Genomic DNA, 21,737 nt, shown 5'->3' with positions numbered 1-21,737 from the left:
TACCCACCCAATGTCTATAACGAGATTCGCTGCAATTGCCAGCAGCAACAACAGAAAAGCTATCCCAATTGAGGAAACGGGTAGACGATCCGAACTCTTTGGAACCAAGGTGTTCAATCAGGAGCGCATGTTGCAGTATTTAACCAAAGATGCTTTAAATAGTGTGCAGGGTGCCATTTTTTCAGGGACGCAAATAGATAGGAAAATTGCAGATCAGATTGCCGAGGCCATGAAGACCTGGGCAATTGCTATGGGTGCAACGCATTATACGCATTGGTTTCAACCACTCACCGGAGCTACGGCAGAGAAGCACGATGCATTTTTTGATTTGTTACCCAATGGTACTGCACTCGAGAAGTTTGGAGGTGGGCAATTGGTGCAACAAGAACCGGATGCCTCCAGTTTTCCAAGTGGTGGTATAAGGAATACTTTTGAGGCCAGGGGATATACCGCCTGGGATCCTACTTCTCCTGCATTTATATATGGGGCAACTCTTTGTATTCCTACTGTATTTGTCTCTTATACCGGCGAGGCACTAGATAACAAAGCCCCGTTACTAAGAGCATTACATGCTGTTGATGAGGCGGCCACCGCAGTAGCTAAATATTTTGATAAGAATGTCACCAAGGTGCATGCAACTTTGGGATGGGAGCAGGAGTATTTTTTAATAGATAAGGCCTTGGCCAATTCCCGTCCCGATCTTATCCTGGCAGGAAGAACTCTCGTGGGCCACGCTGCGGCAAAAGGACAACAGTTAGACGATCATTACTTCGGAGTAATTCCGCTAAGGGCCATCAACTTTATGCGCGATCTGGAAATGGAATGCACAAAATTGGGAATCCCCGTTAAAACCCGGCATAACGAAGTGGCTCCAAACCAGTTTGAACTGGCGCCCGTTTTTGAAGAGGCCAATCTTGCCGTAGATCATAACTTACTACTGATGGATGTGATGGAAAAAATTGCGGAAAGACATCATTTTAAAGTACTATTTCACGAAAAACCCTTTGCCGACATTAATGGCTCGGGGAAACACAATAATTGGTCTTTGGCAACCAATACAGGGGTAAACCTTTTGAGTCCGGGTTCCACGCCAATGAAAAACCTCCAATTCCTCACTTTCTTTGTCAATACTATTAAAGCAGTGGATACTTATGAAGAACTACTGCGGTCTTCTATAGCTTCTGCCAGTAATGATTACCGCCTGGGGGCCAATGAGGCTCCTCCGGCAATTTTTTCCATATTTATAGGGGAGCAGCTCAGTGAAGTAATGGATGAACTGGAAGGGGTTTCCCAGGGCAAATTATCCCCTGAAGAAAAGACAGAACTAAAATTGAATGTAGTCGGTAAGATTCCTGAAATAATGTTAGATAATACGGACAGGAACAGAACATCTCCCTTTGCTTTTACAGGAAATAAATTTGAAATGAGGGGGGTAGGGTCCAAAACCAATTGTGCCAAACCCATGACGGTACTGAATACTATAGTTGCAAAACAGCTGATCGATTTTAAAAATGAGGTAGATGTACTGATAGATAAGAAACAGCTGAAAAAAGACGAAGCAATCTTCAACATTCTCAGGGAGTACATAAAGTCGTCCAAAAGAATTCGCTTTGATGGTGACGGCTATAGTGAGGACTGGGCCAGGGAGGCCAAAAAAAGGAAATTAAGTAACAATGGCAGCACCCCGGAAGCTGTAAAAATTATGACCTCTAAGGATAGTCTGGAACTTTTTAGTTCCATGAATGTCATGAGCGAAATTGAGGTAAAGGCAAGGCAGGAGGTAGAACTGGAAACCTATATCCTTCAAACGCAGATAGAGGGGAGAGTATACAATGAACTGGTCTATAACCATATTATACCTACAGCATTAAATTACCAAAACCAATTGATAAAAAATGTAGGTGGGTTAAAAGAAATTTATTCGGATACTTACGAGCAAATGGCTGCGAGTCAATTAGAAATTATCGAATCACTTTCCCGGCACATAGGAGAAGTGAAAAAAATTACCGACAAGATGACCGAGGCCAGGAAGACTGCAAACAAGCTAAAAGATATTACAAGGAAAGCACATTCTTATGGGGAGATTGTCAGACCGTATTTTGACGAAATTCGCTACCATTGCGACAAACTCGAACAACTTGTGGAAGATAAAAGCTGGCCGCTGGCAAAATACCGCGAACTCTTGTTTATTAGATAAAATCTGAAGAGTTAGAATTTAAAAGCACATATTTTATGTGCTTTTTTTGTGGATTCCGTTATTTTTGTCCCAAAATTAAATTGATGGCTTCAGCGAGCAGTGATAGATACAATCAAAGAGGGGTTTCTGCCTCAAAGGAAGACGTACATAAAGCCATTAAAAATATAGACAAAGGCCTCTTTCCAAAGGCCTTTTGTAAAATTGTGCCAGATCATCTTACCGGAGATGAAGATTATTGTCTGGTAATGCATGCAGATGGGGCCGGGACCAAATCTTCCCTGGCCTATATGTATTGGAAAGAAACAGGAGATTTATCGGTCTGGAAGGGGATAGCACAGGATGCACTTATTATGAATATAGATGATTTAATTTGTGTTGGAGCCACAGATCATATTCTATTGTCTTCTACCATAGGAAGAAATAAGAACCTGATCCCGGGAGAGGTGATTTCCGCTATTATTAATGGTACAGAAGAACTGATATCAGACCTCGCTCAGTATGGCATACAAATTCATTCTACCGGAGGTGAAACAGCCGATGTAGGTGATTTGGTGCGTACCATAATCGTAGATTCTACGGTCACCGCAAGAATGCCAAGATCAAAAGTAATAGACAATGCCAATATCAGTAGTGGGGACCTGATTGTAGGCCTGGAATCTTTTGGTCAGGCCAGTTATGAAAAGGAATATAACGGTGGAATGGGAAGTAACGGATTAACTTCTGCCAGGCACGATGTCTTTTCCAAATACCTGAGCAAAAAGTACCCTGAAAGTTATGATCCCTCGGTACCAGAGGAACTAGTTTATTCGGGGAATATTCAGCTTACTGAGGCTGTGGAAGATACCCCTGTTGATGCAGGGAAATTAGTACTGTCACCTACCAGAACCTATGCCCCGATCGTTAAAAAAATCCTTCAAAAATACACTGCTCAGGACCTGCACGGTATGGTGCATTGCAGTGGAGGAGCTCAGACAAAAATTCTTCATTTTATAGACCAGTTACATATCATTAAAGACAATCTTTTTCCCGTTCCTCCTTTATTTAGATTAATTCAGGAGCAATCCGGTACAGACTGGCGGGAAATGTATCAGGTGTTCAATTGTGGACATCGCATGGAATTATACGTAAATCCCGCCATTGCTGAAGATATTATTAGCATTTCAAAGGATTTTAATGTCGATGCCAGAATTATTGGCAGGGTAGAGGATAATTCGTCTAAAAAGCTCACCATTTCAGGTGCCTACGGCACCTTTGTATATTAAGGTATACGATTCCCTGCTTTAGCACGTTATTTTTATAGCAAAAAAGTGGTAATTCTGGCTATGAGATACTACAATTTGCTTTAAGGCCCAGGAGAATATCTGCGATGTTTTAACCGATATCGCGGATAGTGAAATGAACTTTAATACCTATAAAAATTGTGTTATGGAAAGAAAAAAGTTTTTAAAGAGTTTAGGAGCGGGAGCAGCTTTTGCTATCACGTTCCCATGTCTTCATGGATGTTCCAGTGATAGTGAAGATATTGATATGAAACCCGTTCCCACAGGAGTAGATTTTACTGTTGATCTGGAATCTACCGAAGGTGCGCAACTGGCAAACAACGGGGATTTCATTCTTAAAAATGATGTAGTTGTGGTGAAAAATCTTGAAGGAAACTTTATTGCTGCCAGTCAGATTTGTAGCCATCAACAAACAGATCAGGTACGTTTTTTAGAAGATGACGGGGGAATTTTTCATTGTTTTACACATGGTTCTGAGTTCGCTCAGGATGGAACTCCCTTAAACACCATTACCAACAATCCGTTAAAAATTTTCAGTACTGAACTCAATGGGAACCTGCTGAGGGTTTTCGAATAGTTTTTTATTTCTGACTTGTAGGTTGAAGTGTGAGGAGACACGAAAGTGAATTTCTCTTTTGACCTTGTATTACACATGACCATTGGGGCCTTATTAAATAAATCAAAAACCTATCGATAAGTGAAATCTTTGGCGGTATTGCTTTTCCTGGCTTTGTTTCTCCCTATGGCCCAGGCCCAGGAGCAGATCAATGTTACCGTCAGAAGAACAATTCCTCTTATGGGGAGCCAGTTTGAGATTACCGTGGTAGCGCAAAATGAAGAAATTGGCTATATCAACATCCAGGAAGCAGCAGCTGAAATAGAGAGAATAGAAAAATTAATTTCTTCCTGGGATCCCAAATCCCAAACCAGTAGTATTAACAGAAATGCCGGGATACGACCGGTAAAAGTAAGCGAAGAGCTTTTTAAATTAATTGAAAGAGCCGTACAGATTTCCGAAATTACTTATGGAGCTTTTGATATTTCATATGCCGCTTTGGACCAGCTTTGGCGGTTTGATGGTAGCATGAAATACTTACCTTCTTCAGCCGAGGTAAAAAGGACAGTGGACAAAGTAGGTTACAAAAAAATTGTACTTAAACCCGGCGAGAACACGGTTTATTTAAAGGAAAAGGGCATGAGAATTGGTTTTGGAGCAATTGGAAAGGGATATGCGGCAGATAAGGCCAAGGAGCTCCTGGTATCCAAACAGGTCCCAGCAGGGATGATTAATGCAGCCGGTGATATTACTACCTGGGGAGCCAAGGCCACAGGTGAAAAATGGCTTATTGGAGTAGATAATCCAACAGGTCAGGGGGTATTCTTCTCATGGCTCCCACTAGTGGAATCTTCCGTTGCTATTACGGGTAACCATAGTAACTATGTAACTTTAGATGGGAAGAGATACACCCATGTCATTAACCCTAAGACCGGATATCCGGCAATGGGCCTGAAAAAGGTTACGGTTTTGGCAAAAAGTGCGGAATTGTGCGATGCCCTGTCTACCGCTGTTTATGTTATGGGCAAGAAATTGGGCCTGGCTTTAATAAATCAGCTCGATGGAACAGAAGTTGTTATCCTCGATGATAATGATGAGGTCTATAAGAGCAATGGGATATTACCTTAAAATGTTAAACGATTTAAAAAGTCGCGTACAATAAGCTTCCCGGTCCAGGTAAGAATTGACCCTAATTACCTCCAAAAAAGTTGTAAATTCGCATCACAAGTGAAGTTCGAGTATGATTGAGAAATTAAATATAGTTAAGCAGCGATTTGATGAGGTTTCTGATCTTATAATCCAGCCGGATATCATTTCTGATCAAAAGAAATATGTTCAGCTAAACAAAGAATACAAGGATCTTAGAATATTGATGGACAAGAGGGAGGCCTACATAGAGTTGAGCAACAATATTAGTGAAGCCGAAGAGATCATTGCCGATGGGAGTGATACAGAAATGTTGGAAATGGCCAAGATGCAATTGGATGAAGCCAAAGAAGCTTTGCCTAAACTCGAAGATGAAATCAAGGTCTTATTGATTCCAAAAGATCCTGAAGATGCTAAAGATGTCGTAATGGAGATCCGAGCGGGAACTGGAGGTGATGAGGCCAGTATTTTTGCAGGAGATCTCTATAGGATGTATGCCAAGTACTGTGAATCTAAAGGTTGGAGAACCAATATCATTGATTTAAGTGAAGGCACCAGTGGTGGCTACAAGGAAATACATTTCGAAGTCTCAGGCGAAGAAGTCTATGGGACACTTAAATTTGAAGCAGGGGTACACCGTGTTCAAAGAGTTCCGCAGACAGAAACACAGGGCAGGGTACATACAAGTGCTGCAACTGTGATGGTACTGCCAGAGGCAGAAGATTTTGATGTGCAAATAGAACCGAAAGACGTAAGAATTGATTTTTTCTGTTCTTCAGGGCCAGGCGGCCAGTCGGTAAATACCACTTATTCAGCGGTTCGTCTGACACATATTCCTACAGGTTTGGTGGCCCAGTGCCAGGACGAGAAATCTCAACATAAGAACAAAGACAAGGCCTTTAAGGTGTTGCGTTCCCGGCTCTATGATCTTGAGTTGGCCAAAAGGCAGGAAGAGGATGCAGCCAAAAGAAATTCGCAGGTAAGCAGTGGAGACAGATCGGCAAAGATCAGGACGTATAACTACCCACAAGGAAGAGTTACAGATCACAGAATAGGATTAACCCTCTATGATCTGCAAAATATTATTAATGGCGATATTCAGAAAATAATTGATGAACTGCGCCTGGTAGAGAATACCGAAAAACTTAAAGAAGCATCAGAGATATTTTAAAGGGGATATGGATGGTCTGTTGTCCCCTACTTTAAAATCCCATTTTGCTTAACACTAATAAAAAGATTAGAAGCCTTAGAAGGAAAGTATGACTACCCGGGAACTTATTAATCAAATTCACTTAAAAGCCTCTTTCCTTTGTATTGGATTAGATCCTGACCTGAAGAAGTTGCCAGAGCATTTACTGGAAGAAGAAGATCCCATATTTGCATTTAACAAGGCCATAATAAACAAGACACACCATTTGTGTGTAGCCTATAAACCCAATACTGCATTTTATGAAGCGTACGGACTCAAAGGCTGGAAATCTTTGGAAAAGACCATTAACTATTTAAATGCAAAATACCCGGAGATATTTACCATTGCCGATGCTAAAAGAGGTGACATTGGAAATACTTCTAACAGGTATGCCCAGGCGTTTTTTGAAGCATTGAGTTTTGATGCCATTACCATTGCTCCCTATATGGGGAGAGATTCTGTTGAACCTTTTTTGGCATTCAAAGATAAGCATGCCATTCTCCTTGCCTTAACCTCCAATGAGGGCGCTTTTGATTTTCAAACTAAACTTTTGGAGGAGCAGGAATTGTATAAAGAGGTATTGGAAACTTCGAAGACGTACCGCAATGCCGAAAATCTGATGTACGTTGTTGGTGCCACCAAGGCCGAATTTTTATCGGAAATAAGAGAGATTGTCCCTGAGAGCTTTCTTTTGGTTCCAGGTGTTGGGGCACAGGGCGGAAGTTTAGAGCAGGTCTGTCATTATGGAATGAACAAGAATGTAGGATTACTGATAAATTCTGCCAGGGGTATTATTTATGCTTCCAAGGGGTCAGATTTTGATACTATGGCCGCTGCAAAAGCCAAAGAACTACAACAGCAAATGGCAGCTATTTTAGCAGCGAAGCATTAGCACTTCCTTATACTAAATTTTCAAGGACTTTCTTAAACTTGAGGGCCTTCTGCTCAAAAAATTCACGCAATCTGGCATCTGAATATTCCATATTGGCCGCCTTTTCCAAAAAACTTTGATATCGAAATTCTAATAGCGCTATTGCCTGTCTTCCCTGATCTATCGGAGTCACTGCTCCTACTTTACAATACTGATTTTCCATTGCTTATTCTTTGTTCTTACAAATATACGGGCAAAACAGCGTTTTGGATGTTGGGTTGCATGGGCATTCAACTAAAAATCAGGTGATTTATCTATTTTTTAACGTTTTCGTAATGAATTGTATAATTGGCCAAAATATTTCACCGAATAATGTGAGAATTTAATCGAAGAAAAATCAAAACACATACCCCTGAAAGGGATAGTATTTTGTATTTTTATAAGTGGCTCAAAACCTTTTATTATATGAAGAAATACTTGTTTTTATCGGCATTTTTAATTGGCAGTTGTATCGCATTTACCCAAACCGATGACTGTGCCTGTTGCAGTGATTCTCATATGGCCTTTGATTTTTGGTTGGGTGATTGGGAAGTGACGAATACTGACGGATCACCCGCCGGTAAAAACACCATTGTCAAAGATCAAAAAGGTTGCATCCTAAAAGAGAATTGGACCAGCGCAACAGCTGGGTACACGGGTGCCAGCACCAATTTTTATAACCTGAGAACACAACAATGGGAACAATTGTGGATAGATAATTCCGGTAATCATTTAAAGCTCAAGGGTAATAGAGTAGGGAACCAGATGATACTGGCTTCTGATGAGTTTTTACGTCCCGACGGAAAGGCCTACATAAATAGGATTACCTGGACAGCTAATGCAGATGGTACGGTAAGGCAACTATGGGAGGTACTGCAAGATGATAAAGTTGTCAGTGTTTCTTTCGATGGATTATACAGGAAAGTAAATTAATGGTGCCGAATTCAATCTTTATGTAATGTTGCAGATGGGTTAAAAAAAAATACAGCCCTGATTTCTTTTGATAGCTAATTCAAATAATTACAGTCTAAAAAATGAGACAGAAGTTTTTTAGAAGTAAGTGCTCAGGGCTGCTTTTTATTTAGTTAGATTGTTAGGTCAAATTAACGAGCTAGAACTTAATTTCCAGTAAATGCTTATAAACGTTTACTATTTCCGATAAAAACTTACGCTTCCCTTTTGCGATATATCGCACATATAGTTACAAGAGTTTAAAATAGGCTACAAACAGGGCGGTCAGGTCTTCCTTGTCTTTTATATTTAACTTTTCAGATTTGATCATTTTTTCCATGGTTTGGGCATGTTCTCCAAAAAGAGGTATTAGCTTTTTGCGTTTTAGTGGAAGTACTGTCAACAATTCGGATTCAGTATTAAAACCTAAGGCATAAAAGGTGTCATTTACTTTTATGAAAGTCGCTGGTTTAGCAGGTTCATAACCACTTTTAGCTTTCTTTGCCGGGGTAAATTTGATATTCTCTTTTAAATACAGTTTAAAGTTTCCTTCTTCGTAGAGCTTTTCAAAAAATGTGGTTTGCTTTTTGCCGTCCTTATCTAGATATTGGTGCGTTTCATATACTTTAAAAAGGCCGTCCATGATCTTTATGGTATATCCTTTTTTAAAGGACAATGCCATAATTTCATTTTTACTATTCATTACCTCTACTACGTTGTCTGGTACATTAAAACGCAATAGTTGGGTTTTCTGAATCCCATTAATTCTGGCCGGCAGAAATTCGTCATTCAGATACCTGGAACCTTCTGCGGCACTGTAGGTAGGATTGTTAGTGCGTACATAAAATTCCAGATCACTCAGTCTGTTTAATTGCTGATTTTGAATCTGGGCAACGCCAATAGAACAGATCAGAAAAATGACAGCAATCGGGATTTTTTTCATCTTGATATGAGTTTTACTAATAGTCTTGTTGAGTTCTATAGATATGGCCCTAAACGCTATAAGTTCGTTGTTAATAGTGTAAGCTAATCATTCCTTTCTAAAACTCAAAAACCATTAAAGCAATGATTAGCTTTAATGGTTTTGAGGTCAATTATTATACCATCTTTTTAGAAATTACCCGGATTCTGAGTAATATTCGGATTGTTGGTGAATTCGTCTTCAACAATAGGGAAGATGACCTTGTCTGCTCCGGGAGCAGATTCAGCACCTCCACCAGGACGAAGATTTTCATTATTGCGCAGAAGATCCATTCTTCTGTGGCCTTCAAAACAAAGTTCTTTCCTTCGCTCTAATTGAACAGCCGCAAGATCTACTGCCCCGAGATTTGCAAGTCCGGCCCTTGATCTCAACAGGTTGATATCGTTTAATGGTGAATCACCTACAGAACCTCCTGTTCTGACGTTGGCTTCTGCACGGATCAGATACATTTCTGTAATCCTGAGCACCATCCCATCCGAAGCATTGTTTACAATATCCGGATATTTAGTGGTGAAGAAGGTATCATTACCCCCTGCATCGAAAGCCGATACAGAAAGTTCATCAAATCTTCTGTCGCCTGGTTCCGCAGCATAAGCGTCAATAAGCGACTGGCTGAAAGGCGCGTCACCTCTTCCCCCAGGGGAAGCATTGTAAAAGTTCACATACACTTCATCAGACCCTGCAACTTCCTGAGGCCCGTCTGTTGGGGTGTTAACCACCACAAAAATATTCTCAGAAGAACCTGGGTTGTCATCGTAAAAATCATAATCTGCCGCTAGCGCATAGTCGCCTGAGGAAATTACCTGATCTGCCAATGCGGCCGCCTGGCCCCATTGTTCCCTGTATAAATACAACCTTGCCAGTAAGGCCCTTGCCGCTCCTGACTCAGCTCTTGTACCATTACTTGCTGGAAGAATGGCCGCTGCATCCAGTAAATCCTGTTCAATCTGTGCATGAACTTCGTTTACTGTTGAACGTTCTAATTGAAACTCGGAGATGTCTCCTCCCTCAAATGGTTGCAATACCAGAGGTACTCCCAGGTTACTTCCCTGTGCCACCTGATAGGGTTGTGCAAAAAGGTTGACCAATTGAAAATACGTCACCGCTCTTAAGAATTTGGCTTCTGCAATGAATCTCGCTTTTGTAGCTTCATCCAGACCACCTACGTCAGTAACATCCGGAAGATTCCCAATTACATTATTGGCAGCTCCTATGAGCTCATAACCATCTAACCAAATGTTGTCTATAGAGGTGTTGGTTGCCAGGGTTTGAAATTGATCAATTTCCTGTAGTGATGGAAAACTTCCAACGAAGTTTACATCGTCTGCCATAAAATCTGATGTCAATTGGGCCATTCCATTTAGATCGCCACTTTGATTTTTACTGTAGATACCTACCACTGCACCATTTATGGTTGCAAACGAGTTAAATACCGTATTTGATGCTACACTGTCTTCCGGAAGTACCTCCAACTGATTTTCACATGAGAAAACCAATACCAGACCTACAAGTGCTGCAATAATTTTATATGTTTTCATTTTGCTATTTTTTTTAATTAGAATTGTAGTCTTGCCCCAAATAATATGGACTTTGCCTGAGGTGCTGTAAAGAATGACTCTCCCTGAAATAGTGGATCAATATCATCTGTTACTTCAGGATCTATGCCTTTCATTTCATCCTTCTTAAAGGTTACAAGATTTGTAGCTGTAGCATACAATCTGATGCCCGTAAAGATATCTCCCAACCTGTCTAGTGCTTTTTCCGGCACATTATATCCAAGAGTGATATTCTTTATCCTTAAATAAGAAGCATCTAACTGTTGTTGCGTTGAACGCTGATTAAACAAGTTAAATGTAGAACTTGTAGGGCTGGGTAAAAAGGAATTGTCTCCAGCTGATTCCCAGTAATCCAGGTTTTGTTTTCTGATATTAACTATCCCTCCAATGGCGTCGTTCCCATCGGCAAATCTTAGTCCGTCTATTACCACGTCATTCCCAACAGAGTAATTCATCAGAACAGACAGATCCAAATCTTTATATTTGAAGGTGTTGGTTATACCTCCGGAAAAGTCTGGTAAAGGACTTCCAGTTACCACTCGGTCAGCAGATCCGGGGTTGTTGGTAACATTTCCATCTACATCTAACCATTCTGCATCTCCAGTCTGAGGATTTACACCTACATATCTGATGAGGAAGAAATTGTTCAGGGACTCTCCTTCTATAGCTCTCTGTATAGGCCCGTCGATAATTCTTCTTCCCTGAGCGTCTGTTGCAGCATCAGCATTTAGTTTTAATACTTTGTTGTCTATGGTTGCCAGGTTAAAATTGGTTCTCCATTCAAAGTTTTCCGAACGGACGTTAACCGAGCTTATTTCAAATTCCCAACCGGTATTTTCCATCTCACCAATGTTTCTGCTTATTGTTGCGAAACCAGTTTGAGGTGGTAGAACCTGATTTAATAACAGGTCGCTGGTGGTCTTTTGAAAGTAAGCCACATTGAAATTAAGCCTGCCGTTGAAGAAAGTGGATTTAAGTCCAATATCGAGTGTTTCACTTTCTTCCCATTTAAGATCCGGATTCTCTGGTTGGTTGGGTATTACCCCGGATTCACCGTTGTAATCTGCAATTGCCCCTGCATTAAATAATCCCAGAGAAGGGAAGGTTCCCAAACGGTCATTACCAACTGTACCTAAACTTGCTCGTAAGGACAGATAATCTATCCAGGTAACGTCATCCATAAAATTTTCACCGGTAATCACCCAGCCTGCGGCTGCCGACCAAAAATATCCAAAGCGGTTGTTGGCTCCAAACCTCGAGGAACCATCACGTCTTACAGATCCTTCTACAAGATATTTTCCTTTGTAATCATAGGATACCCTGGAGAATAGTCCGTATAATCTTGACGGAAATCTATCTCCGTTTAGTACGGTAGGTGTAGATCCTGAACCCAGGTTCCTTAAATCATCTGTAAGAAATCCTGTGGAGGAAACATTAGACCTGCTTCTAAGCGTTTCTTCGTAATTTAACCCTATCAGTGCTGATAGTGTATGATCTTCACCAAAGGTGTTGGCATAGGTTAGGGTTTGGTTGGTTAACCACCTGTCTTCAGCGGTATTAATCTGTTGTGCAAACCCACCAGGCGAGTTAAATTCTGCGTTTCTGATAAATTCTTCCAATTCTAATTTGTCCACACCCAATTCTGAACGCCAGGTGACATTTTTAATTGGGGTTAATTCTGTAAAGAAGTTCCCGATTACTCTGAATGTTTTAAGTTCATCCGTATTGAGTGCCACCCTGGCAAAAATGTTTGGGATAAAAGAACCCGACTGCACAAAATTTCCTTCATCGTCATACGCGGGGACTACAGGACTCTGCAGGAAGGCTGTAGTAAATGGTGCGTTGATATTATTTTCAACACCCACCCTGTTTAGTCTTGTATTGGTTATCCCCAGGTTCATTCCGGCTTTTAGCCAGTCTGTTACATCTGTATCTAAATTTATCCTGGCAGCAGCTCTCTGCTGATCGTTCCCAATAATAAAACCTTCTGTGTCCTGGAAATCTGCTCCGAAGAAGAAGGAAGATTTTTCACTACCTCCTCTGATCCCAAGATTGTAATTTTGAGAAATACCTGTACGTTGAACGCCACTTAGCCAGTCTGTACCTCCCGATCCTATGGCTCCCAAGCCAAGGTCTTCCGGAGTGACAGTAGCGCCATTTTGTAATGTGGCCACGTCAGATTTAAATCTCCTGAATTCGTCGGCAGTTAAAATATCAGGTACGTCTGTTGAATTCGTAAACTGCGTATTCACATCCAGGGTTAAAGTCGTTTTGGAATTTCTTCTACCCTTTTTAGTGGTAATAAGAATTACACCATTTGCTCCTCTTGAACCGTAGATAGAAGTTGCACCCGCATCTTTTAAGACCGTAAGTGATGCAATATCATTGGCGTTTACATAAGACAATGGGTTAATACCAGTATTACCTCCCCGGTTCAGTGTATTGGTAGCGGTATCGGTAATAGGTACCCCATCAATTACGATTAAAGGCTGACTACCTGCATTGATAGAATTAACACCCCGTACACGTATTACTGCTGCGGATCCAAGTACCCCGGAAGCGTTCACAATTTGTGTACCGGCAGATTGTCCCTGTAGTAACTGATCAGCGGAATTTACCTGAAGATTTTCAATTGCCTCTTCTTTGACAATACCCACGTTTTGAATGATCTTCTTCTCTTCCTGATTACCATATCCAATCACAATTACTTCTTCCAACGCCTGAGCGTCCTCTTGCATCTGTACGTTAATGGTATTATCAGCACCTACTGTTCTTTCTGTGGTTAGTTGTCCTAAATAAGAAAAGACAAGGGTATTACCTACGTTAGCGGTAATAGAATAATTGCCATCAAAATCCGATTGTGTTCCGGTAGTTGTCCCTTTTACCAAAATATTTACTCCCGGAAGGGGAAAACCATTTTGGTCGGTAACGGCACCAGATACCGTTTTCTCCTGTTGTGCATATGCCAGGCTGATTCCCAGGAGGAAGAGCATGCATAGCCAATTACATTTTTTTTTCATATTAACTTTATGTTTGATTTATAATGTAAATGGCAGCCCTGAAGTGTATTGATGACTAATTCAAATAAATACCCAAAAAATGAGACCAAAGAGTGTCTTTCAAAAGAGTACTTTTCCAGAGCTGCATTATTTACATTAGCTAGTTATGGCGGCAAAGTAAATGGCTCTGTTACAAAAGGAGGGAAATGCTTATAAACGTTTACTTTACCGATGAAAGTTTACTCCTTATTTACGCTTAAGATTTCACAAATACTTTCTGGTACTGACTGGGAGTCAGGCGAGTATCCTTCTTAAACGCCTTATTAAAGGTTACCTTATTGTTGTAGCCAACTTCATAGGCTATGTCTATAATGTTAAGGTTATTTTTCTTGTCATCATCAAGAATTTTCTTGGCTTCCTGAATCCGATAAGTGTTTATCAGTTCGTGAAAGCTGACCTGAAAATGTTCATTTATTACCTGAGATGCATTGTGTCTGGTGGTGTTCAATTTGGAAGCGATAACTTCTAAATTGATATCATTGTCTTTATATATTTTTTCCTCGTCGAATAATCTGATCAGTTGCTCTTTTAATTCCTGGGAAAGGCTTCTGGTTAATCCGGATTTTTTGTATTTAAACAGCAGCTGATTATCAAAGGAATACAAGCCACTGAAAAGATTGGGCTGTACGTTCGCAGAATAACCAACAAATACCACAAGTAGTGACATACATACAACCTGCAGGTGATAAAAGAAGCCCGAATCGAGATCGTAAATAATCAGCGCCCCATAAATGGCATAAGTTATAATGTAGGAGAAATGGATAATATAAATATTTCTTTGCCACTTCTTATTGTTTGTCCGAAGGTCCTTATTTCTCTTACTCTCTATATAAAGTTTCCTGATAAAGTATCCGTAGATCATTAAAGATGCTAACTTTAAGCCAACCACTACCACAAGAAGCGTCAGATTTGCCGAATTGGAGTCGTCTCCTGCTCTGTTGAGCATTATTTCCAATTTCTCACTACCAGACAACATATAATACGGTATCATATAGATGAGCATGAGCACCGTTGGCAGAAGATGCAAAAGGTCTGCCTTTCTAAATTCGTACTGTTTGGTAATTCTTTTAAAATAGAAATATAGCAGGGGTCCATATAGGAATGAGAAACAAATGGACATCCTATAGGAATGGGGAAATTGGAATTGGTAATTGGTGACTGAAAGGAAAATATGCAATATAAAAATGGAATGAATAAACACGAAAGCACTGATCAGGAACCTGGCAATTTTATCGATCTTCCGATTGAAATTTATTATAATAGCTATATAAAATCCAATTAGAGCTACATAGAGATAGCCAAAAGACCAAATCGTCATTCTGGAGGTATACAAATTTACAACTTCTTGAAATTCAGTGGTATTCTGAATTTCGGCAAAGCCTTCATCGAATAAAAAGGTTGGCTTATAATCGTTCACCAAATAAGACTCAGCATATTCGGCAGCGGGAATGGCATTTCCAAGTTGGGCCTCGCATAGCGCTAACTTCTTATAGACATATGTTGGCTCTACTGAGGGGTCCTGAAGTGCCGTCTTGTAGGCTTCCAGGGCATTGCTGTAATTTTGTTCCAGGTATTGCTGATCGGCATATGTCACCGAATTCTGAGGGGAAAATAAATTTATCGTCGCAGTATTGGATGTATAGCCTATAGATGTTATAGGGTAACAACAAAAATGTAAGAGCAACAGAAAGTAAAGGATACTGGTCCGCTCCATGATTGATTGATGATGAATTAGCAAGTGAAAAATAGCCAAATATCAAGTTGTACATTCTTAAAATTGTCTTAAAAAAGGTAAACCCCGATAATAACTTACTCGTGTAATAATTAAAATACCAACACTTTGTAGAAATGTATCTATCGAGGTCATCATTCCGCATCACCTATAGGTATTAAAAAACCCTGATGGGAGCACCAGGGTTTAAAACTAACTAACTCAAAAAATACTAACTCAAAAAATTCTATCTAAGATTTTGGAACTACTTCCATTCTTCAGCTAAACATCTTAGCAGAAAAGCGAAGTCGTTCGCTATGTAAAGATAACGCAATATTCCTTTTGAATATTGTATAGGCCCTTTAAGAATTAAATTTTACCACTAATCCTGTAGGGCAAATACTTTTCTCAACAGGACTGTTGTTCTTGATGAAAGTGAATTCCTTATCTCCTTTTCTTCGACAGCAATCATTGTAAATACGCCGGACAGCGCCTCCTTGGTAACGTAATCTGTCAAGTCTGGATTAACATTGTTGGTAAGCGGCAGGTTGTTGTATTTGGTAATTAAATTACGCCAGATTTGATCTGCTCCTACTTTTTCGAATGACTTTTTAATCACCGGATTAAATTTGCTATACAGCGGCTCACTGGTGGTGCCTATGAGGTATTGTGTGGCAGCGTCTTCATTGCCAAGCAAGATGTTTCTGGCATCTGCAAAAGTGATATCCTTAACGGCAGTCACAAATATCGGTGTAGCTTCCTTTACTGCATCTTCGGCGGCCCGGTTGAGTACTTTTAAACCTTCATCTGCCAGATTGCCAAGGCCAATATCTCTTAACGTTTTGTCTACTTTCTGTAATTCCTGAGGGAGTACTATTTTTACGAGTTCATTTTTAAAAAACCCATCTTCCCTTGTAAGTTTGGAGACCTGTTTGTCTATTCCCATATTCAGGGCCTCTCTTAATCCGTTTGCAATTTCAGCTGTACTGATTGGGGTTCCTCCACCAGGGATTTGATTTACAACATTTTGCAACTCACCACATCCCAAAAATTGGAATACAACGATAAACAATAAGACTCTCTTAAGCATATATAAGGATTTAAATTGAGGGCAATATTTATATTATAACGTTAAACTTGCGGCGATATGATCTATTAGGAGAAAATTACGGTCTTGTTATTGTATACCATTGTTTTTCTATTGCAATGCAATTGTACCGCCCTTGCCAGGACAATTTTTTCGAGATCCCTTCCCTTCGCAATAAAGTCGCTTACAGTTTGTGCATGAGATACCGTAGTAACGTCCTGGGCTATGATAGGGCCCTCATCCAGTTCTTCTGTTACATAATGACTTGTAGCACCAATTATCTTAACCCCCCTTTCAAAGGCTGCATGATAGGGTTTAGCTCCTGCAAAGGCGGGAAGGAAAGAGTGATGAATATTAATGATCTTATTAGGAAAATGACTGATGATTCCCGGGCTTATTATTTGCATATACCGGGCAAGGACAATGAAATCTATCTGGTATTGTTGTAACAAGGCCAGCTGTTGTTCTTCGGCCTCAGCTTTCTTATCCTTTAGCACCGGGATCCAGTAAAATGGTACATCAAACTGCCTGGCTACATACTCCAAATCTTTATGGTTGCTTAAGATAAAAGGAATGGAAACGTCCAGTTCACCAGATTTAACCCTGCTCAGTAAATCGTATAGACAATGATTGTATTTAGATACAAAAATGGCCATTTTTGGGGTGTCATCAGTGGTGTAAATCCGCCATTTCATTTCATAGGGTACCGCCAGCTCCTGCTCAAAATTCTTTTTAAAATCTTCGGACAGGGTGTTTTCATCTTTGAAATCGGTTTCGATACGCATAAAAAACTTCCCAACTTGCTGGTCGACATGCTGGTCCAGATAAATAATATTTCCGCCACGCTGGTGAATAAAGCCTGTAACAGCACTAATAATTCCGGTTTGGTCTTCGCACAGTATGAGTATTGTTGCTTGCACAGTTTTTCCTTTAGAGCTGTAAAATTAGAATATTAGTAATGCAGAGGGAGTGTTTTTATCAATTTTTATAAAATTCTGATTGTAATCGGATTTTTTTTGCATTTTCCGTAAATTGCGATGGCAAATTTGCCTATTTATTAGCAATGAAAAATACAACAATTTATACCCCAAAAAATAAAGTTCGTATTGTTACGGCTGCCTCTTTGTTTGATGGCCATGATGCTGCCATTAACATTATGAGGCGAATTATTCAGGCGACCGGTGTGGAAGTTATCCATTTAGGACATGACAGGAGTGTGGCAGAAGTGGTAGAATGCGCCATTCAGGAAGATGCAAATGCCATCGCCATGACCTCTTACCAGGGAGGGCATAATGAGTATTTTAAGTATATGTACGACTTGCTTCATGAAAAGGGTGCCGGACATATCAAAATTTTTGGTGGGGGAGGAGGTGTCATTCTTCCCAAGGAAATAAAGGCACTGATGGACTATGGAATTACGCGGATTTATTCGCCTGATGACGGGCGCAAGATGGGTTTACAAGGAATGATCAACGACCTGGTACAGCAGAGTGATTTTCCGGTGCCGGCTTTGAAGATGGGTAAAGGAAAAAGCCTGGATGATGAATTAAAGCTAAATAATGTAAATGTTATCGCCCGTCTTATAAGTCTTGCTGAGAACAGGAATGAAGAATTTACAGCCTTGTTCGGGGCTTTGGAAAACAATATTACATCAGTGCCGGTCTTGGGGATTACAGGAACTGGAGGTGCTGGTAAGTCTAGTCTGGTAGACGAATTGGTACGCAGGTTTTTGGTTGATTTCCCGGAGAAACATATCGGCATTCTGTCTGTTGACCCTTCTAAAAGAAAAACAGGAGGTGCCTTACTTGGGGATCGCATACGTATGAATGCCATTAATAATGAACGGGTGTATATGAGGTCCCTGGCCACCAGGCAATCTAATCTTGCCCTCTCTAAACATGTAAAAGAGGCTGTGGATGTCTTAAAGGCCTCCTCGTTTGATCTGATCGTGCTCGAAACTTCCGGGATAGGACAATCGGATACAGAGATTATTGAACATAGTGATATATCATTATATGTGATGACACCCGAGTTTGGGGCTGCCACCCAGCTCGAAAAAATAGATATGCTGGATTTTGCAGACCTGGTTGCCCTAAATAAGTTTGATAAAAGGGGGGCATTGGATGCTTTGAGAGACGTTAAGAAACAGTACATGCGAAATCATGGCTTATGGGAGACAGCCATGGATAAATTGCCAGTATATGGTACAATTGCCTCCCAGTTTAATGATCCGGGCATGAACCGACTTTATTCTGCGGTGATTGATAAAATTGTTGAAAAAACAGCTGCAGACCTTAAGTCGGGTTATGCTACAACAAGTACGGAATCTGAGAAGATATTTATTATCCCTCCGGCGCGGACAAGATACCTTTCCGAAATAGCTGAAAATAATCGCTCATATGATGGTTGGGTAAAAGGACAGGGCGAGGTAGCCCAAAAACTATATGGTGTATTTCTCACCCTGATGTCGCAAATAGAAAAGGAATATCCGTCCTCAATAGAGGCTTTTGTGGATACCAAAGGGTTAAAAGAGCCGGAAATATTAAAGGCGGCCTCATCTAATGCCAATACTGAATTCATCAAATTATTGTTGGAGGAGTTCGATAAGATCAAAAAGGATCTGGATCCTCATAATTGGCAAATGATCATAGATTGGGAGGAAAAGGTAGGCCGATACAAAGCTCCGCAATACACTTTCAATGTAAGGGGAAAAGACCTTCAAATTGAAACGCACACCACCTCACTTTCCCATCTTCAAATACCAAAAGTGACCTTACCCAAATATAAGGCCTGGGGAGACCTTTTGATCTGGAGTTTACAGGAAAATGTGCCAGGAGAATTTCCTTACACTGCTGGCCTGTATCCTTTTAAAAGAACAGGGGAAGATCCGACAAGAATGTTTGCAGGTGAGGGCGGTCCGGAACGCACCAACAGAAGATTTCATTATGTGAGCCTGGACATGGATGCGAAACGCCTTTCTACGGCTTTTGATTCTGTAACACTTTATGGAAATGATCCTGGTCACCGGCCGGATATATATGGAAAAATAGGAAATGCAGGGGTGTCTATCTGCTGCCTTGACGACGCAAAAAAGTTGTATTCGGGTTTTGACCTGACAGATCCCATGACCTCGGTGAGTATGACGATAAACGGTCCAGCTCCTATGCTCCTGGGATTTTTTATGAATGCCGCTATCGATCAAAATTGTGAAAAGTACATCAGGGAAAACGGACTGTTAAAAGAGGTGCAGGAAAAGTTAAAGGGAATTTTTAAAAAACAGGGAGTACCTCAGCCAAAGTACAACGGTTCGCTTCCCGAAGGAAACAATGGTCTTGGATTACTGCTTCTTGGTGTGAGTGGGGATGATGTATTACCAGCAGAGGTATACAGCCAGATAAAAGAAAGCACCCTTAAACAGGTCAGAGGAACGGTACAGGCAGATATTCTAAAAGAAGATCAGGCACAGAATACCTGCATATTTTCAACAGAATTTGCCCTTAGACTAATGGGCGATGTTCAGGAATACTTTATTCAAAAACAGGTACGGAACTTTTATTCGGTTTCTATTTCGGGCTATCATATAGCCGAAGCGGGTGCTAATCCTATTTCACAGCTGGCCTTTACATTATCTAACGGCTTTACCTATGTGGAGTACTATTTAAGCAGGGGGATGGACATTAATCAGTTTGGTCCAAATTTGTCATTCTTCTTTTCTAATGGGATAGATCCTGAGTACGCAGTTATTGGCAGGGTAGCAAGGAGAATTTGGGCTAAGGCCATGAAGGAAAAATACGGCGCCAATCCAAGAGCTCAGATGTTGAAGTATCATATTCAGACCTCCGGGCGTAGTTTGCATGCTCAGGAAATAGATTTCAATGATATTAGAACAACATTGCAGGCTTTATATGCCATTTATGACAATTGTAATTCTTTACATACTAACGCCTATGATGAGGCCATTACTACCCCGACAGAAGACTCTGTCAGGAGGGCAATGGCAATTCAATTGATTATCAACAAAGAATTAGGACTGGCCAAAAACGAAAATCCGTTGCAGGGTGCTTTTATTATTGAGGAATTAACGGCATTGGTAGAAGAAGCGGTATTGATAGAGTTCGACAGGATAACTGAGCGAGGAGGGGTATTGGGAGCAATGGAGACCATGTATCAACGATCTAAAATACAGGAAGAGAGCTTGTATTATGAAACTTTAAAACATTCCGGGGAGTTCCCGATTATCGGGGTAAATACCTTTTTAAGCTCCAAAGGATCACCGACAATTTTGCCGGCAGAAGTAATCAGGGCAACTGAGGAAGAAAAACAGGCTCAAATAAATACTTTAAAAGCATTGCATAAACGCAAGGACAAAGAGGGGGTAGCCCAATTGAAAAACTTACAACAAGCTGCAGTGAATAATGAGAATATTTTTGAGCAGCTTATGGAAGCTTCCAAACATTGCTCTCTAGGACAAATAACCAATGCATTGTTTAGTGTGGGTGGTCAATATAGAAGAAACATGTGAGTCGCTTATCCCGTGGAACATCTGTGATAGCGTGATCATTTTTTTTGAGTAAGTATTTTTATAAACACCCCTGAAAAGGTAAAGACGTAGTTGGTCTGCCGGGAGTACTTAATCTGAAAAGTTCCTTGAATTTGGAAGGGTTAATACCCCATATAATCATTAAAATTCCAACTTAAATCACTGCGGCCTTTGCTAATAGATTTGCGCCATTCCTTGAAAGATTTGCGAAAACTTCTTATTTCTCTTCGGAGTAAATTGAGATATTCCGTTTCCTTCACACCATCTCTCTCCAGACCATTGCAATAGGAATTGATATTTCTAATCATCACATTTACAAAGGAGGCACTTTTAATTCTTACCGCCAGCGATCCTGAAGATTCTGCCTGGGCAATTTGCTGAGGTATCAGGATGGCATCTGTGAGTAAAGAGTCAGCAATATGGTCTCTAAGGCTATTAGATTGATACAGTTTTAAGAGATCTTTGTTGCAACTTACAAATGAAGCAATCTCTCTGCTCATGGAGCAAAGATCTAATGCTTGTTTATATACCGGTATATTTCCTAAGCTATCGTGGGACATTTTTCTGATTCAG

At 40.5% G+C, this 21,737-nt stretch carries 16 protein-coding genes; 8 read left to right on the top strand and 8 right to left on the bottom strand.

The window, feature by feature from the left end:
* The first annotated feature begins 10 nt into the window (after positions 1-10).
* The 6 genes from J1G40_RS15255 (at position 11) to pyrF (ending at position 7,260) form a co-directional block, all read left to right on the top strand.
* Positions 11-2,197 carry a glutamine synthetase III gene (locus J1G40_RS15255; protein WP_265243525.1) on the top strand — a complete coding sequence of 729 codons (2,187 nt, stop codon included), beginning with the start codon at positions 11-13 and terminating at the stop codon, positions 2,195-2,197.
* Positions 2,198-2,280: 83 nt separating this feature from the next.
* Complete coding sequence (locus J1G40_RS15250) at positions 2,281-3,459, top strand: AIR synthase related protein (RefSeq protein WP_265243524.1); 1,179 nt, start codon at positions 2,281-2,283, stop codon at positions 3,457-3,459.
* Between the two features lie 163 nt (positions 3,460-3,622).
* A complete protein-coding gene (locus J1G40_RS15245; protein ID WP_265243523.1) occupies positions 3,623-4,054 on the top strand; it encodes a ubiquinol-cytochrome c reductase iron-sulfur subunit in 432 nt (143 codons plus the stop codon).
* 120 nt (positions 4,055-4,174) lie between these two features.
* Positions 4,175-5,161, top strand: a complete 987-nt coding sequence (locus J1G40_RS15240; RefSeq protein ID WP_265243522.1) for an FAD:protein FMN transferase — start codon at positions 4,175-4,177, stop codon at positions 5,159-5,161.
* 112 nt (positions 5,162-5,273) lie between these two features.
* The gene (prfA, locus tag J1G40_RS15235) at positions 5,274-6,350 is read left to right on the top strand and encodes a peptide chain release factor 1 (protein ID WP_265243521.1); all 1,077 of its coding nucleotides are present in this window, start codon (positions 5,274-5,276) and stop codon (positions 6,348-6,350) included.
* 88 nt (positions 6,351-6,438) lie between these two features.
* Positions 6,439-7,260 carry an orotidine-5'-phosphate decarboxylase gene (gene pyrF / locus J1G40_RS15230; RefSeq protein ID WP_265243520.1) on the top strand — a complete coding sequence of 274 codons (822 nt, stop codon included), beginning with the start codon at positions 6,439-6,441 and terminating at the stop codon, positions 7,258-7,260.
* 7 nt (positions 7,261-7,267) lie between these two features.
* On the opposite strand, the gene J1G40_RS15225 is transcribed toward pyrF, so the two are convergent.
* On the bottom strand, positions 7,268-7,462 hold the full coding sequence (locus J1G40_RS15225; protein WP_265243519.1) for a hypothetical protein: 195 nt from the start codon (positions 7,460-7,462) through the stop codon (positions 7,268-7,270).
* Positions 7,463-7,704: 242 nt separating this feature from the next.
* Between J1G40_RS15225 and J1G40_RS15220 the strand changes: the two genes are divergently transcribed.
* A complete protein-coding gene (locus J1G40_RS15220) occupies positions 7,705-8,211 on the top strand; it encodes a hypothetical protein (protein ID WP_265243518.1) in 507 nt (168 codons plus the stop codon).
* Between the two features lie 268 nt (positions 8,212-8,479).
* Here J1G40_RS15220 and J1G40_RS15215 read toward each other — a convergent pair whose 3' ends face one another.
* The 6 genes from J1G40_RS15215 to purU all read right to left on the bottom strand — a co-directional run bounded on the left by J1G40_RS15215 (position 8,480) and on the right by purU (position 17,544).
* Positions 8,480-9,172: a hypothetical protein gene (locus J1G40_RS15215; RefSeq protein ID WP_265243517.1), complete on the bottom strand. Its 693-nt coding sequence runs from the start codon at positions 9,170-9,172 to the stop codon at positions 8,480-8,482.
* Between the two features lie 167 nt (positions 9,173-9,339).
* On the bottom strand, positions 9,340-10,749 hold the full coding sequence (locus J1G40_RS15210) for a RagB/SusD family nutrient uptake outer membrane protein (protein WP_265243516.1): 1,410 nt from the start codon (positions 10,747-10,749) through the stop codon (positions 9,340-9,342).
* A gap of 17 nt (positions 10,750-10,766) precedes the next feature.
* The gene (locus J1G40_RS15205; RefSeq protein WP_265243515.1) at positions 10,767-13,787 is read right to left on the bottom strand and encodes a SusC/RagA family TonB-linked outer membrane protein; all 3,021 of its coding nucleotides are present in this window, start codon (positions 13,785-13,787) and stop codon (positions 10,767-10,769) included.
* Between the two features lie 235 nt (positions 13,788-14,022).
* Positions 14,023-15,540, bottom strand: a complete 1,518-nt coding sequence (locus tag J1G40_RS15200; RefSeq protein WP_265243514.1) for a helix-turn-helix domain-containing protein — start codon at positions 15,538-15,540, stop codon at positions 14,023-14,025.
* A gap of 379 nt (positions 15,541-15,919) precedes the next feature.
* Positions 15,920-16,627 carry a DUF4197 domain-containing protein gene (locus tag J1G40_RS15195; RefSeq protein ID WP_265243513.1) on the bottom strand — a complete coding sequence of 236 codons (708 nt, stop codon included), beginning with the start codon at positions 16,625-16,627 and terminating at the stop codon, positions 15,920-15,922.
* A gap of 65 nt (positions 16,628-16,692) precedes the next feature.
* Positions 16,693-17,544 carry a formyltetrahydrofolate deformylase gene (gene purU, locus J1G40_RS15190; protein WP_265243512.1) on the bottom strand — a complete coding sequence of 284 codons (852 nt, stop codon included), beginning with the start codon at positions 17,542-17,544 and terminating at the stop codon, positions 16,693-16,695.
* 143 nt (positions 17,545-17,687) lie between these two features.
* Between purU and J1G40_RS15185 the strand changes: the two genes are divergently transcribed.
* A complete protein-coding gene (locus J1G40_RS15185) occupies positions 17,688-21,146 on the top strand; it encodes a methylmalonyl-CoA mutase family protein (RefSeq protein ID WP_265243511.1) in 3,459 nt (1,152 codons plus the stop codon).
* A gap of 140 nt (positions 21,147-21,286) precedes the next feature.
* Here J1G40_RS15185 and J1G40_RS15180 read toward each other — a convergent pair whose 3' ends face one another.
* Positions 21,287-21,664, bottom strand: coding sequence for a hypothetical protein (locus tag J1G40_RS15180; RefSeq protein ID WP_321160202.1), 378 nt, complete (start codon positions 21,662-21,664; stop codon positions 21,287-21,289).
* Positions 21,665-21,737 lie beyond the last annotated feature (73 nt).

It is taken from the genome of Muriicola sp. Z0-33 (genome assembly GCF_026126425.1).
Taxonomy (GTDB): Bacteria; Bacteroidota; Bacteroidia; order Flavobacteriales; family Flavobacteriaceae; genus JAFMPW01.
This window is presented reverse-complemented; position numbering and strand designations above follow the sequence as displayed.